10 protein-coding genes are annotated in these 14,737 nt (G+C 57.5%); 6 read left to right on the forward strand and 4 right to left on the reverse strand.

Translation table 11 applies throughout. The annotated features are described in order from the left end of the window. The first annotated feature begins 4 nt into the window (after positions 1–4). The 6 genes from AC3IT6_RS18850 (at position 5) to AC3IT6_RS18875 (ending at position 8,017) form a co-directional block, all read left to right on the forward strand. Positions 5–463: a glycine zipper 2TM domain-containing protein gene (locus AC3IT6_RS18850; protein WP_489351914.1), complete on the forward strand. Its 459-nt coding sequence runs from the start codon at positions 5–7 to the stop codon at positions 461–463. A gap of 495 nt (positions 464–958) precedes the next feature. Further along, the gene (locus AC3IT6_RS18855; RefSeq protein ID WP_489351916.1) at positions 959–1,771 is read left to right on the forward strand and encodes a transporter; all 813 of its coding nucleotides are present in this window, start codon (positions 959–961) and stop codon (positions 1,769–1,771) included. Between the two features lie 319 nt (positions 1,772–2,090). Next, positions 2,091–3,479 carry a DUF1254 domain-containing protein gene (locus tag AC3IT6_RS18860; protein ID WP_489356614.1) on the forward strand — a complete coding sequence of 463 codons (1,389 nt, stop codon included), beginning with the start codon at positions 2,091–2,093 and terminating at the stop codon, positions 3,477–3,479. Positions 3,480–3,770: 291 nt separating this feature from the next. Next, the gene (locus tag AC3IT6_RS18865; protein WP_489351918.1) at positions 3,771–4,247 is read left to right on the forward strand and encodes a 2,4'-dihydroxyacetophenone dioxygenase family protein; all 477 of its coding nucleotides are present in this window, start codon (positions 3,771–3,773) and stop codon (positions 4,245–4,247) included. Positions 4,248–4,326: 79 nt separating this feature from the next. Then, complete coding sequence (locus AC3IT6_RS18870; RefSeq protein ID WP_489351920.1) at positions 4,327–6,690, forward strand: arylsulfatase; 2,364 nt, start codon at positions 4,327–4,329, stop codon at positions 6,688–6,690. 58 nt (positions 6,691–6,748) lie between these two features. Next, a complete protein-coding gene (locus AC3IT6_RS18875; protein ID WP_489351922.1) occupies positions 6,749–8,017 on the forward strand; it encodes an anaerobic sulfatase maturase in 1,269 nt (422 codons plus the stop codon). A 4-nt stretch (positions 8,018–8,021) separates the two neighbouring features. Here AC3IT6_RS18875 and AC3IT6_RS18880 read toward each other — a convergent pair whose 3' ends face one another. The 4 genes from AC3IT6_RS18880 to AC3IT6_RS18895 all read right to left on the reverse strand — a co-directional run bounded on the left by AC3IT6_RS18880 (position 8,022) and on the right by AC3IT6_RS18895 (position 14,728). Beyond that, a complete protein-coding gene (locus AC3IT6_RS18880) occupies positions 8,022–9,656 on the reverse strand; it encodes a 3-(methylthio)propionyl-CoA ligase (protein ID WP_489351924.1) in 1,635 nt (544 codons plus the stop codon). Positions 9,657–9,752: 96 nt separating this feature from the next. Then, positions 9,753–12,188: an efflux RND transporter permease subunit gene (locus AC3IT6_RS18885; RefSeq protein ID WP_489351926.1), complete on the reverse strand. Its 2,436-nt coding sequence runs from the start codon at positions 12,186–12,188 to the stop codon at positions 9,753–9,755. Positions 12,189–12,224: 36 nt separating this feature from the next. Then, positions 12,225–13,289 (reverse strand): WD40/YVTN/BNR-like repeat-containing protein, encoded by a 1,065-nt coding sequence (locus AC3IT6_RS18890; protein ID WP_489356616.1) that lies wholly within the window; start codon positions 13,287–13,289, stop codon positions 12,225–12,227. A gap of 77 nt (positions 13,290–13,366) precedes the next feature. Continuing rightward, on the reverse strand, positions 13,367–14,728 hold the full coding sequence (locus tag AC3IT6_RS18895) for a DUF1329 domain-containing protein (protein WP_489351928.1): 1,362 nt from the start codon (positions 14,726–14,728) through the stop codon (positions 13,367–13,369). Positions 14,729–14,737 lie beyond the last annotated feature (9 nt).

Consider the following 14,737-nt stretch of genomic DNA (forward strand, 5'->3'; position numbering starts at 1 on the left):
CGCAATGAAAGTAATCCTGTCCTGGCTGTCAGTCACGTTGATGACGGTGCTGATAAGTGCCTGCTCCGCCGTCGGGTCAACCGATGGCGGCGCCGGTGAAATCGAGATTCGCTCAGGGAAGATCGAGCAGATATCGCTGACGCAGATGCAAACCAACCACGACAGTGGTGTCGGCGCCGTACTCGGTGGCCTTGGCGGCCTGGCGGTTGGCAGCTTGATCGGGGGCGGCACCGGGCGTGACGTCGCCATGGTTGCCGGCGCGCTCGCCGGTGCTGCTGGCGGTAACTACGCCGAGAAGAAAAAGTATGACCAACCGGTCGAGGCGCAACAGATCATCGTGCGGGTCAACAGTGGCGTGCTGGTATCGGTGACCCAACCGATCAATCCGTCCCTGACTAAAGGCTCGAAGGTGTATATCCAGGGCTCAGGCAATGATGCCCGCGTTGAGCCGCAAGGCAGTTAAGGCTGACTGTTCGGATTCGTAAAACACCGTACCTGCCTTCTTAACAAATTTTGTAGGAGCGAGCTTGCTCGTGATGGACTCAAGAGCGCTGCGTTTATTCTGTAAACACGCGATTTCGTTAACGACCATCGCGAGCAAGCTCGCTCCTGCAAAACCTCCCACCGGCAAAAAAAAGCAAAATTGCCAAATGGCCATTAGAGGCATGACCAGCGAGAGGCAGAGGCTACTCATGTAGTCATCACTGCAACGGTAAACTTTACGCCTCTCCTACCTAGACCCGACAAATACTTGACTGAGTGGGGAAGTTAAACTTGTAAAGTAAGTAACCTCAGCATAAAACAAGACGTGTCAACAACAGAATGGGGGGCTGATCGCTGTGCTTCAGTTAATTACGGCCCACTGAAATTGAGGTATTCAAGTAACTTCTGCTTGTCGTTGGCAGGCTCCCGTTGATAATCGAGGAGCCCGCGGCGATCCGCATTCAAGGATTTCGACATGTACAAGCGCATTGAACGGCTTTTGCTCTTACTTTCGGTTTTCGGTATATCCGTTTCCAGTCAGGCTGACGATCAGGCGGAGCTGGCTAAACAGTCATTGAATCCAGTCGCGGCACTGTACAGCTTGCCCATCCAATACAACTGGAATCAGAAAATGGGGCCCTCCGGCGATGGAATCCAGAGTGTCACCAATATCCAGCCGGTATTACCCTTCACACTTAATGACGATTGGAATCTGATCTCTCGCACGATCCTCCCGATCATTGATCAGCATGGACTGGCACCGGGGGGCATCGCCGATAAAAGCGGAGTGGGCGACACCTCGCAAAGCTTCTTTTTCTCTCCCAAAAAGCCCACCGAGGGCGGCTGGATCTGGGGCGCAGGTCCCGCGTTGTTGTTACCGACCGGCAGTGATGAGCTACTGAGTAGCGAACAATGGGGGATTGGACCGACAGCGGTGGCATTGAAGCAGGCCAACGGCTGGACGACCGGTATTCTGGCGAACCACATCTGGTCGCTGGACAACAACCCGGCCAATGACAAGGAGAAGGTCAATCAGACGTATCTGCAACCCTTTCTGGTCTACACCACAGCGTCGTACACCAGTTTGGGCATTAATACAGAATCCACTTACGACTGGGAAGCCAGGGAGTGGAATGTGCCGATCAACCTGTTCGTGACGCAATTGTTCAAAGTCGGCAAGCAGCCCATGAGCCTTCAGGTGGGGCCGCGATACTGGGCGGACAGTCCTGAAGAGGGTGCACACGGTTGGGGCTTTCGGGTGGCGTACACGCTACTCTTTCCTAAGTGAAACTATCCGCAAGATTTACTTTTAGCATCAGAGGACAAGTTGCTGTCATGTCAGCAGCGTTGTTTGATTTTCTGCTTATACTGACCGAGCAGTCTGAGCTTGTCATCCGTCGTGTTTCTCCTCGGTCAGCGTCGCGCTCGCGTCGACCAGTTTCAGAAAAAAACAAAGACTTACAGCAAGACAAGGAGCGTTATGAGATATCAATTCGTGAACAAACGCGACATTGAATATCACCTGATTAGCAGTTAAACCCATCTAATACGAAAAATGGAGTTTCAAGTTCATGATAACCACACTACCGAGAACATTTGGCTGTGCGATGGTATTGCTCGCGTCCTTTGGATTTACGCACGCCCAAGCAGCGGACATCACTCCCGCCGAAACGAAAGCCATCGCCGAGGAAGGCTACATCTACGGTCTGCCTATCGTGATGAACTACGCGACCATGTACGACTATGCCGTGGACAAGAACTCCGGCCAGTACAAGGCGCCGTTCAACCACATTCACAGCATGCACAATGTCTTTAGCTACAAGGACACGGCCATCGTCTCGCCGAACAGCGACACGCCGTATTCCTTGATGTTCATGGACCTGCGTAGCGAGCCGGTCGTGCTATCGGTACCGACGGTGGAGAAACCGCGGTACTACTCGGTGCAGCTCATCGATAACAACACCAACAACTTCGGTTACATCGGCAGCCGTACCACCGGCAGCGAAGCCGGCGATTACATGCTGGTCGGCCCAGACTGGAAGGGCGTGACCCCGCCAGGGATCAAGAAGGTGTTTCGTTCCAATACACAACTCCTCTTCGTGATCTTTCGCACCCAGCTCTTCAATCCGGCGGACATGCCAAACGTCGAAAAGATCCAGTCTGGTTATGCGGCCCGGCCGTTATCGGCTTATCTCAAGCAGCCCGCGCCGCCTGCCGCGCCGGCGATCAACTTTCCGAAGTTCGACAAGGCCATGGCGAAGACCGACTTCTTCAAGTACCTGGGCTTTGCCTTGCAGTTTGCCCCGGCCACACCGGATGAAGTGGCGATCCGCGCGAAGCTGGCCCGTATGGGCATTGGTGCCGGCAAGGACTTCAACTTCCAGGATCTCTCCGCCGAGCAAAAGGCCGCTGTGGTTGAGGGCATGCAGGCTGGGCATACGAAGGTCCAGAATGCGGTCAATCATCTCGGCACGCAGGTCAATGGCTGGAACATTGTGAGTTCCGGCGGTGATGCTGCGTTCTACAATGGTGATTGGCTAAAGCGTGCCGCCATCGCACAAGCGGGCATCTACGCCAACGACGCCGAAGAGGCCACGTATCCGATGGCCAAGATCCTGTCCGATGGTACGCCGCTTGACGGTAGCAAACACAACTACACCATCACCTTTCCCGCTGGACAGCTCCCGCCGGTCAATGCCTTCTGGTCGGTGACCATGTACGACGGCAAGTCGCAACTGCTGATCAAGAATCCTATCAATCGCTACCTCATCAACTCGCCGATGCTACCTGACATGAAGAAAAATGCAGACGGCTCGTTGACGCTCTATGTCCAGAAGGACTCACCCGGCGCGGACAAGGAAAGCAACTGGCTGCCCGCACCGAATGATCTGATCTACATGGTAATGCGCCTGTATTGGCCGAAGACGGAAACCCCTTCCGTCCTGCCTCCTGGCAAAGGCACGTGGAGTCCACCCGCGATCGTTAAAATCAATTGAACACCTAACGACCGGTTGCAGCGGACGGCGCTGGCGCGCCGCCGCTGAACCGGGGCGTCAGGGTTTCGCAGAGGCCTTGACCGTCCGCTGTGATGACCCAAAGGCCGGCGGTGGCCGCAAACCGTAGATGTTGTTGTTCTGGCGTTATTTGCACGGCACTCCGCATGCCGCGATTCAACGCCATTGGATGGATCCCCCTCCTCAAGAGGGGGGCGGTGTGAGCACGGCCTGTTCACGATGCTCTTGACGCACCGTGTAAATCCTTCCACCGTCCAACAGAGAACAACAAGCATGTTTTATGAAAACATCGACACCTCCTCCATCAACGACGAGGACCTGCCGTGGGTTCCGTTCGCACCTTACAGCGACGAAATCTTCATCAAATACATCAAATGCGACCCGGTTCGCGGGGAGACCATCACCCTGCTCAAGGCCCCGGCCGGGTCTTCTCTGCCCAAGCACCATCACTCCGGCACGGTCATCGTTTACACCGTCAAGGGTGGTTGGAAATACCTGGAGCACGACTGGATCTCAAAACCGGGCGGCGTGGTGTTCGAAACCGCAGGTTCCAGCCATACGCCGATCGTGCTGACTGAATATGGCGATGAACTGATCACCTTGAACATCACCCAGGGCGACCTGCTGTATTACGACGATAACAACAACGTCGTGGCCATCGAGAACTGGAAATCCAGCGTGGATCGTTACCTGGCGTTCTGCAAAGCCAATGATATCGAGCCCAAAGACATCACCAGCTTTGCGGTCTGACCAGCCCTCCAATCTCTCGGCCGTCCGGTGTTCGACCGGGCGGCTGCGCCGTTGTAATGAATAAAAAACGGAGACACCCATGTCCCAGAAGCTGCAACCCGCCGGACGTTTCACCCTGAAACTCTGCGCACTGTTGGCCAGCTCGGTCGCATCCGCACAAGACTCACTGCCCTTCCCGCCGACGCCTTCGGCCAGTGACGCCAAACCGACGCTGCAAGAATCCAAGCACCAGAAACGTCAGCATCAATCTCAGCTTCCTGCCGAGGCCCCCAATATTCTGGTGATCATGCTCGATGACGCCGGCTTCGCGCAGTCCGACACCGTCGGCGGCGCAGTCCATACGCCGACCCTGAGTCGAGTCGCCGACAGCGGTGTGCGCTACAACGCTTTTCATACCGCTGCGATCAGCTCCGCAACTCGCGCCGCTTTGCTTACCGGACGCAACCATCACCGAGTTGGCAACGGCGTCATCGCAGAACTGGCCACTGACTGGGATGGCTACACCGGCAAGATACCCAAAAGCTCGGCGACCATGGCCGAGGTGCTCAAGCAATATGGCTACAGCACCGCCGCGTTCGGCAAATGGCATAACACACCACCCCTGGACACCACGGCGGCCGGTCCTTTCGATACATGGCCGACGGCCTACGGTTTTGAACATTTCTACGGTTTCCTGGCCGGCGAAACCTCTCAGTACGAACCGCGTCTGTACCGCGACACAACGCCAATCGAACCGGCGCGAGATCCGAAATATCACCTCAGCGAAGATCTCGCCAATCAGGCCGTAAACTGGTTGCAAGACCATCAGACCTACGCGCCGGCAAAACCATTTTTCATGTATTGGACACCGGGTGCCGTGCATGGCCCGCACCAGGTGAATGCGCAATGGGCCGATAAATACAAAGGCAAGTTCGACGGTGGTTGGGACGCCTATCGTGAGCAGACGTTCGCTCGCCAGAAAGCTCTGGGCTTTATCCCGCAGGACGCCGTCCTTACCCCACGCCCGGCGGAACTCCCAGCCTGGGACAGCTTGTCTTCCGAACAGAAACAGTATCAGGCGCGGTTGATGGAGGTGTATGCCGGTTTCCTGGAACATGCCGACACGCAGGCCGGCAAGATCCTCGACGAACTGGAGCGTGAAGGTAAGCGCGACAACACGCTGATCTTTTATGTCTTCAGCGACAACGGCGCTTCTTCCGAGGGAATGGAGGGCACGATTAATGAGTTGTTGGCCCAAAATGGAATTCCAGTTCCCAAAGAGCAGCAGTTGAAAGTCCTCAACGAGATGTATGGCGGCTTGTCCGCACTCGGCGGCCCAAAACTTGAAAGCATGTACAACGCCGCGTGGGCCTGGGCAGGTTCAGGGCCATTCGTAGGCACTAAACTGGTCGCCGGCTACTTCGGCGGTACGCGTACGCCGCTGGCCGTTTCCTGGCCGAAACAGATCAAGGCCGACGCCAGAGTTCGCGCACAATTCCACCATGTCAACGACATTGCCCCGACTGTCTACGACGTGCTGTCGATCACGCCACCCAAAGAGGTTAACGGTATCGCTCAGGACCCAATGGATGGCATCAGCCTGCGCTACACCTTCAACGACGCTCAGGTGAAGTCGAAAAAACCGGCGCAATACTTCGAAGTCCTAGGCAGTCGTGGCATCTACAAGGATGGCTGGATGGCCTCGGTTTTTGGCCCGCGCAAACCCTGGGTGCAAGGTTTTGCGCAGTTCATGGGCTGGAATCCGGCGAATGATCAATGGTCGCTCTACAACCTGCAAAACGACTACTCCCAGGCCAACGATGTAGCCGCGAGTCATCCGGAAAAACTTGCGGAGCTGAAGGCGGAGTTTGACCTACAGGCCAAGGCTAACCATGTCTTTCCGATTGGTGCCGGTCTCTACCCCTTCCTCGATCCGACTGCACGAATCTCCAGCAGCCAACGCGAATGGCATTTCAGTGATCGCATCCATCGCTTTCCGGAATTTGCTGCCCCCAACCTGCGTAATCAGAACAGCAAAGTTGTCGTCGACGCCGACGTTCCAGCTAACGCCACCGGCGTGTTGTATGCCTTGGGCGGTATCGGTGGCGGGGTCAGCCTGTACATGGATGACGGTTTCCTGATCTACGAGTACAACGCGCTGGCTATCTCTCGAGTCAAACTGCGTTCGACCGAACGAGTACCCGCAGGCAAAGTCAGTATCGAAGTGCTGACGACCCTGTCGTCAGCCAAGCCCGGAGCGCCGGCCAATCTGAGCTTGCGACTTGACGGGCAGGAAGCCGCCAAAGGGGTGACACCGTTCACTCCGGCACTGACGTTCACCGCCAGCGAAACCTTCGACGTCGCTCAAGACCTCGGTTCCCCCGTCACCCTGGACTATTTCGAGCGTGCGCCCTTCGCATTCAATGGCAAGGTCAAGGATGTACACGTGACGTATTTGCCTTGACCCTCAATGCCGCCCGGACAACCGGGCGGCAGATTGATTACTCCCGGACCCTGCCCCCATGCCTACCCACGAAACCCCGCCCCAGGGCTTGCATCTCATGGCCAAACCCGTCGGGCCGATCTGCAACCTCGATTGCAGTTACTGTTTCTATCTCGAAAAAGAACAGCTTTACCCGCCCAGGGAACGCTTCAGCATGACCGACGAGGTGCTGCGTCTGTATGTGCAGCGCTACATCGAGGCCCAGCCCACGCCTGAAGTCGAATTTACCTGGCAAGGCGGCGAACCGACGTTGCTGGGGTTGGATTTTTTCCAACGCGCGGTCCTGTATCAACGCCAGTTCGCGGGGAACAAAGTCATTCGCAACACGTTGCAGACCAATGGCACGTTACTCAGTGACGACTGGTGCGCATTCCTCGCCCGTGAACGCTTCATGGTGGGGATCAGCCTCGATGGCCCGCGATTCGTCCACGACCTCTATCGCCCCGACAAGCGCGGACGCTCCAGTTTCGATGACGTGATGCGCGGTCTGGAACTGCTCAAGCAGCATGGCGTCGACTTCAATGTGTTGGTTACCGTGGCGCGCGATGTCGCCAGATTCCCCTTGGAAATCTATCGATTCCTCAAGTCTGAAGGCGTTCGTCATATTCAGTTCAACCCCGTGGTGGAACGCGAGCCCAGCGCCTCACAGGTCAGTCTGGGTCTGCATTTCGCTATCCCGCCAGAATTGCGCTTGCACGTAGTACCGGAGCCCGCGAAGGTGACGGAGCAAACGGTTGCCCCCGAGGCCTATGGCGATTTTCTCATCACGATTTTTGACGAGTGGGTGCGCCAGGATGTCGGAGAGGTGCATGTCATGAACTTCGAATGGGCACTGGCCTCATGGTGTCAGCTGCCGGCCTCGGTGTGCCTGTTCAGCCCGCGCTGCGGCAAAGCGGCGATCGTGGAGCACGACGGCAATGTCTACTCCTGCGATCACTACATGTATCCCGAGTATCTGCTGGGCAACCTGAAGACCGATGATCCTGCCGTGCTACTCGCCTCTGCTGCGCAACAAGCCTTTGGCGCCGCCAAGGAAGAGACACTGCCGACGTATTGCCAGCAGTGCGATTACCGCTTCGCCTGCCATGGCGAATGCCCGAAAAACCGCTTCATGAATGCGCCCAACGGCGAGCCGGGCCTGAACTACCTGTGTCCGAGCTACAAGAAATACTTCCGTCACCTGACGCCCTACATGAACGCCATGGCCCAACTGGTCAGCCACCGGCAACCCGTGGCGTTGATCATGCAGGCCTTCGCCGGCCCGCTGATCGTGCCCCTGGATAAATAGCCTTTCAGCTCTGAAATCTGAAGTCGCGAAACTGTTCGCGAAGCTTCATCTTTTGCAATTTGCCGGTGGCGGTATGCGGCAGCGCTTCGACGAAGGCCACACCGTCCGGCAGCCACCACTTCGCCACGCGGCTTTGCAGTACCTTCAGCAGATCGTCTTTGCTCGCGGTTTTACCAGGTTTGAGCACCACCACCAACAACGGCCGTTCCTGCCACTTGGGATGAGGGATGCCAATCACCGCCGCTTCGGCGACGGCCGGATGACTGACGGCAGCGTTTTCCAGATCAATCGAGGAAATCCACTCGCCACCCGACTTGATAATGTCCTTGGCGCGGTCGGTGATCTGCATGTAGCCGTCAGTGTCGATCGTTGCGATGTCACCGGTATCGAGCCAGCCCTCGCTATCAAGAATCTGCCCTCCCTCGCCGCCGTAATACTGGCTGGCGATCCACGGTCCCTTGACTAGTAGAAGACCGCTAGCCTTGCCGTCTCGCGGTAGTTCAGCGCCTTGCTCGTCGACAATCTTCATCGACACCCCAAACAACGCCCGCCCTTGTTTGGCCTGCAAGTCGAGCACTGCTTCCAGCGGAGCATCACGGTGTTTGGGCAACGGATTGCAGATGGTGCCCAGCGGGGACATCTCGGTCATCCCCCAGGCATGCAAAACACGCGCATTGAAACGGCTTTCAAACGTATCGACCTGGCTGCGCGGCGCGGCGGCACCGCCGATCACCACCCGGTTCAGGCACAGCTCTGTCGCCGGTTGCAAAGCCTGCGCCTCAACATGCTGTTGCAGCATCATCCACACCGTCGGCACACCCAGCGCCAGGGTCACCTGTTCATCCCGCATCAGCGTGTAGAGGCTCTCGCCGTCAAGTGCGGCACCCGGCAACACCAATTTGGCGCCACACATTGCGGCGGCATACGGCATGCCCCAGGCATTGACGTGGAACATCGGCACGACCAACAACGCTGAATCCGCCGCCGATAGACCGAAGCCATCCGAGGTACACAGCGCCAGCGAATGCAGGATCGAAGAACGGTGCGAATACAGCACACCCTTGGGATTGCCAGTGGTGCCCGAGGTGTAGCACATGGACGACGCCGTGCGCTCATCGAACTCAGGCCAGATGAAGTCATTGCTGTGCTCGGCGATCAGATCTTCGTAGCACATCAAACCAGGCACATCGATTGTCGGCATTTGCTCCCGGTCACACAAAGCGATGAACGCTTTGACTGTCTTCAGGCGCGGCGCGATCTGCTCGACCAGCTCAGCGAAGGACAGGTCGAAAAGCAGGTACTGATCCTCGGCGTGGTTGGCGATGAACTCGATCTGCTCGGCGAACAGCCGTGGGTTGATCGTATGCAGTACCGCGCCCATGCCCGACACACCGAAATACAGTTCCATGTGCCGGTAACCGTTCCAGGCCAGGGTGCCGATTCGCTCGCCAGGTTGCACGCCCAACGCAACCAGCGCATTGGCCACTTGTTTAGCGCGTTCGCCGATGTCGGCGTAAGTGCAGTGATGCACCGCTCCATCTGCCGTGCGTGAGGCAATTTCAGTGTGCGGATGCGCCTTCAGCGCATGTTCCAGAACGGAAGAAATCAACAGCGGTTGATCTTGCATCAAGCCCAGCATGGTTTTGTGTTCCTTTTATTCTTGTTTCATGTCGACGTTTCAGAAGCGGCAGAGACTCACAGGTAGCCGAGCGGAAAAATCATGCAAGCAGCCGTTTCAAGGCGCACGACGGAGCAAGAAATGCGACAGTGCAGGGATCAGCACCAGGGCGCCGACCATGTTCCAGATGAACATGAAGGTAAGCAGGATGCCCATGTCGGCCTGGAACTTGATCGGCGACCAAGCCCAGGTGATCACGCCCGCCGCCAGGGTGATGCCGACCAGCGCCACCACTTTGCCGGTGAATGCAACGGAGTTTTTGTAGGCTTCGGTCAACGACAGACCGGCACGCTGCTGAGCCAATTGAACGCTGAGCAGGTACAGCGCGTAATCGACACCGATGCCGACACCCAAGGCAATCACCGGCAAGGTCGCGACCTTCACGCCCATGCCCAGCCAGACCATCAACGCCTCGCAGAGAATCGACGTCAGCATCAACGGCACGACCGCCACCACCACCGCCCGCCAACTGCGGAAGGTGATGAAGCACAGCACGATCACCGCGCCATACACATAGAACAACATGGTGCGATTGGCGTCGCGCACGACGATATTGGTCGCCGCTTCGATCCCGGCGCTACCGGCGGCGAGCATGAACTGCCGATCGTCGTTACTGTGTTCACGGGCGAACTGATCGGCCACTTTCACGACGTGATCGAGGGTTTCGGCCTTGTGGTCGGAGAGATATGCGATCACCGGCATCATCGAACAATCACTGTCGAACAGTTCCGGGTTGTTCACCGAGGCCTGTTGCGCGCCGTAGTTCAGCACGTTCTGGTTGCGCGCGACGGTCAGCATTTTCGGGTTGCCTTCATAGGAACCCGCCGTGATCTGGCGCACAGCGTTGACCAGCGACACGGTAGTCTGCACGCCCGGTTGCTGTTGCAGCAGCCAGCCGAGACGATCGGCTTCCACCAGGGTTTCGTACTTCAGACAACCTTCGCTGGCGGTTTTGACCATGACCGCAAACTGGTCGCTGGACAGCGAATAGTTGGCAGTGATGTAAGCGTTGTCGCGGTTGTAACGTGAGTCGGCGCGCAGTTCGGGTGCGCCCGGATCGAGATCGCCAATCTTCAAATGCGTGCTGACCATGAAGCCACCTGCCGCCAGCAATCCGGCCACCACCACCGCCACCGTCGCCCAGCGACGCTCGGTAAAGCGGTCAAGCAGGCTCCACAAATTGCCCAGCCCTTTCCCTTTCAGCTCCTGACTTTCCTGACGCAAACTGCGCGCCGCCGCCTTGGGACTGACACCCCAATAAGACAGCAGCACTGGCAGCAACACCAGGTTGGTAAAGATCAAGACCGCCACACCAATGCTCGCGGTGACGGCCAGGTCCTGGATCACCGGAATGTCGATCAGCATCAGTACCGCAAAACCCACGGCATCGGCCAGCAATGCGGTCAGTCCGGCCAGGAACAGACGGCGGAAGGTGTAACGCGCGGCGATCAACTGATGGGTGCCGCGTCCGACGTCCTGCATGATCCCGTTCATTTTTTGCGCACCGTGGGACACGCCGATGGCGAACACCAGAAACGGCACCAGAATCGAAAACGGGTCGAGTACGTAACCGAACAAGGAGATCAGGCCCAGTTGCCAGACCACCGCAACCACCGAGCACAGAATCACCAGCGCGGTGCTGCGCACGCAACGGGTAAAACCAAAGATGATGGCAGTGGCGATCAGCGCTGCGGCGCCGAAGTACATCATGATCAGCATCAGGCCATCGATCAGATCGCCCACCAATTTGGCGAAACCGATCACGCGGATCTTGATCGGGCCTTTGCCCTCTTCACCGGCGATGTGTACCGCGCTGCTGCCGGCAAACTCAAACTTGTTGCGTAGCTGCTCTTCAAGCATCCGCGAAAAATGGTGATAGTCGAGTGCGGCGCCCGTGACCGGATCCTTCTCCAGCAGCGGCACCACAATCATGCTCGATTTGAAATTATTGCCGACGAGACTGCCGATGATTCCGGAACGGGTAATGTTCAAGCGCAATTGCTCGACGCCACTGGCCGAGCCGTCGTAGGAGTCCGGCATGACCGGGCCACCACGGAAGCCCTCCTCCGTGACCTCGGTCCAGCGCACGGCAGGCGTCCACAATGACTTTATCCAGGCCCGGTCCACGCCTGGGGTCAGGAACAAGGTGTCATTAACCTGCTTGAGCACCTCCAGGTATTTCGGGTCGTAGATATCACCGTCGGTGTTTTCCACCACCACCCGAACCGTATTGCCCAGCCCGCGTAACGACTGGCGATTCTCAAGGTAGTTTTTGATGTACGGCTGACTCTGCGGAATCATCTTTTCGAAGCTGGCATTGAGCGTCAGCCGAGTGGCCGCGAAATAGCTCAGCACTACCGTCACGATAAGGCAGGTCAGTACCACCAGCAGGCGATTGTTGAAAATCAGGCGTTCAAGGACATTGCCGGAGCGTGCATCGAAGCCCTTCAGCTCTCGGATCACCGGCATCGTATCGAGGTTGTAGTTACCCATGAAGTGGCTCGTCTCTTTTTATTTTGTGGGGTGGGCTCATTCGAAGGGCAACTGGCGCAAGCCCCGTGCGCCTGCGACCACCACGACGCCTGATGCGATGGCCTGCGCCGCAGCGGCGGGCCCCAGGCGGTCTTGTGGCTTTAGCGTGAAACTGGCTCCGTCGTCGGTGCTGACGAGCACATGCCCGGCCTGGCTGACCAGGATGATTCGGCCGTCGGCGGTGATCGTGCTCGCGGTGATGCTTGAGGACAGACCCAGCTCAACCTTGTCCCAGTTCACGCCGTGATCGACGCTGCGATAAACATTGCCCCGCAGGCCATAAACGAGCACCGAGCCCGGCTTGCCGGTGATGCCGAAATAGCTGCCGCTGTAGGGCGTCGGGATGTTGATGAAGCGTTGCGTTGCCGGGTCCAGTTTCAATACCAGGCCTTGCTCGCCGACAATGAACAGGTCATCACCGATTGCACGCATCCCGTAGAAATTCAGCGCCCCCGGATTGTCGGTGCGATCCATCAACGGAACCCAGCTCCGGCCGCCGTCTTCGGTGCGGAAAATCAGATTGAACGCGCCGACGATATATCCGGTTTTATCATTAGCGAACCAAACGTCCAGAAAAGGTTTGTCAGCCCCTTCATCGACCATTCGTTGAACCTCGGCCAATAACGCATCATCGGGCTGTTGCCCTTCTTGCCTCTGAATATGTTCGAGCATGATCTGCCCCATCTGACGGCCATCGAGCTGACGCGTCCAGGTTTCACCACTGTTGTCGCTGTGCAACACAATGCCGTCGTGCCCGACCGCCCACCCTTGCGTCGGGCTCGGAAACTGCACGGCCACCAGATCGGAACTCACCGGCACTTGTGCCTGGTGCCAGCGGCCACCGTCATCATCGGAATAAAAAATATGGCCGCGTTGGCCCACGGCGACCAGGCGCTTACCTGCACTGGTCAACCCGGTGAACATCCCGCTGATCGCCTTTTCACTCTGAATCGCGGGGCTCGACAGCACGTCGACAAATTCGGCGGCGACTACGGCTCTGGTGAATGGGGCAGCCAACGCCACAATTAGCGCAGTGAGCGCAATCCATCTAAATGTATTCATGAGATCTACTCGGCAAAAAAAACCGCCGAACAGTGCGGTACACACTGTCGGCGACAAAAAAACCCCTGCGTTATGGCTCAGCGAATACCCGTGCCGGCCAATGACTCAGGTGCCCACTGCGCTTTCGAAAGCGGGTCGATGTACTTGACGCCGCCGTACGGCCCGTAGATGCCGGTGATGTTGTAGCTGCCAGAGACCAGGTCATAAATCATGTGGTTATCGGAGTTCGGCGCCTGCACGTCATAGCTGTATGCCAGGTGTGCAAAGGATCCGCGGTACAGCTTGCCGCTGGCGTCATATTCATCCGAAGCCAGGGCGATCCAGCTGTCTTCGTCGAGGTAGAAGGTGCGCTTGCTGTAGATGTGGCGTTTGCCCGGTTTCAGCGTGGCTTCGACCACCCACACGCGGTGCAACTCCCAGCGCATCAGGTCCGGATTGACGTGATGTGGCGTGGTGATATCCGCAGCGTCCTTGTGATAGTTCAACTTGTAGGTGTTGTAAGGAACGATCATTTCCTTCTTGCCGACGAGTTTGAAGTCGTAACGGTCCATGGCGCCGTTGAATACCCAGGCATCGTCATAGGTCGAAGCACCGGCCGAGCCAGGGTTTGGCGTGTCGTAGGCGATATCCGGGGCGAGTTTCACGCGACGCTGACCTGGCAGGTATTGCCAACCACGACGCTCCATTTTCAGAGGGTTGACGGCATCCTGCACCAGGATGGCTTCGCCTGCGCGACGGGCCGGGGCCTGGTAATAGAGTTTGGTCTTGAAGAACAGATCCGTCTCTTTCGCCGGTTCCGTACGCTTCGGATCGTACAGCGGGTACTCCAGATAGCCATTACCGGTCGTGGCCAGAATTGCCCTCCCGGAACTGTCGACGTTCCAGGAGTCATATTTGATATTGGTGGCATAACCCTGATAACGCAGCAGGTGGTTCCACATGGCCTCATAGCCATCTTTCGGGATCGGGAACGGAACGCCCGGCAACGCGTTTTCCAGCGCTACTCCGCCTTCGAGTGTTTTGGTGCCGACGGCATTTTTTGCGGTGTTATCCAGCAACCGTTGAGGCAGCGCAACGCTGCGATGGGTCGGAAACACATCGACCCGGAACGTCGGGTAACGCTTGAGCAGTTCTTGCGTGGTCGCGGTCAGTTTGTCGGTGTATTGACTGACGTTTTTGCCATCGACGACGACGCGTGGCTTGTCGGCCTCATAAGGGTCCGGACGGAACGAACTGCCCGGTTGAAAACTGGCCGGCGCCGTGGTGAGACCGCCGGTGTAGGACGGAATGGTGTTGTCGGCATTGCCGGCCTTTTCAGCGCCGACGCCTGTCAGGCTGTTGCCGAGTCTGGCCGCTTCATCGGGGGCCACGGCTGCGTGTGCCGTACTCGCGATGGCAACGGTCAATGCAGTGAACAAAAGCGTGTTGACGAATTTCATGGAATGACT

The organism is Pseudomonas sp. KH_017 (assembly GCF_057840285.1).

Bases quoted from the DNA above. Each gene is read 5' to 3' on its own strand.
- AC3IT6_RS18860 (WP_489356614.1), top strand. From the start codon at position 2,091: ATGGTATTGCTCGCGTCCTTTGGATTTACGCACGCCCAAGCAGCGGAC.
- AC3IT6_RS18850 (WP_489351914.1), top strand. From the start codon at position 5: ATGAAAGTAATCCTGTCCTGGCTGTCAGTCACGTTGATGACGGTGCTG.
- AC3IT6_RS18855 (WP_489351916.1), top strand. From the start codon at position 959: ATGTACAAGCGCATTGAACGGCTTTTGCTCTTACTTTCGGTTTTCGGT.
- AC3IT6_RS18865 (WP_489351918.1), top strand. From the start codon at position 3,771: ATGTTTTATGAAAACATCGACACCTCCTCCATCAACGACGAGGACCTG.
- AC3IT6_RS18880 (WP_489351924.1), bottom strand. From the start codon at position 9,656: ATGCTGGGCTTGATGCAAGATCAACCGCTGTTGATTTCTTCCGTTCTG.
- AC3IT6_RS18895 (WP_489351928.1), bottom strand. From the start codon at position 14,728: ATGAAATTCGTCAACACGCTTTTGTTCACTGCATTGACCGTTGCCATC.
- AC3IT6_RS18885 (WP_489351926.1), bottom strand. From the start codon at position 12,188: ATGGGTAACTACAACCTCGATACGATGCCGGTGATCCGAGAGCTGAAG.
- AC3IT6_RS18890 (WP_489356616.1), bottom strand. From the start codon at position 13,289: ATGAATACATTTAGATGGATTGCGCTCACTGCGCTAATTGTGGCGTTG.
- AC3IT6_RS18875 (WP_489351922.1), top strand. From the start codon at position 6,749: ATGCCTACCCACGAAACCCCGCCCCAGGGCTTGCATCTCATGGCCAAA.
- AC3IT6_RS18870 (WP_489351920.1), top strand. From the start codon at position 4,327: ATGTCCCAGAAGCTGCAACCCGCCGGACGTTTCACCCTGAAACTCTGC.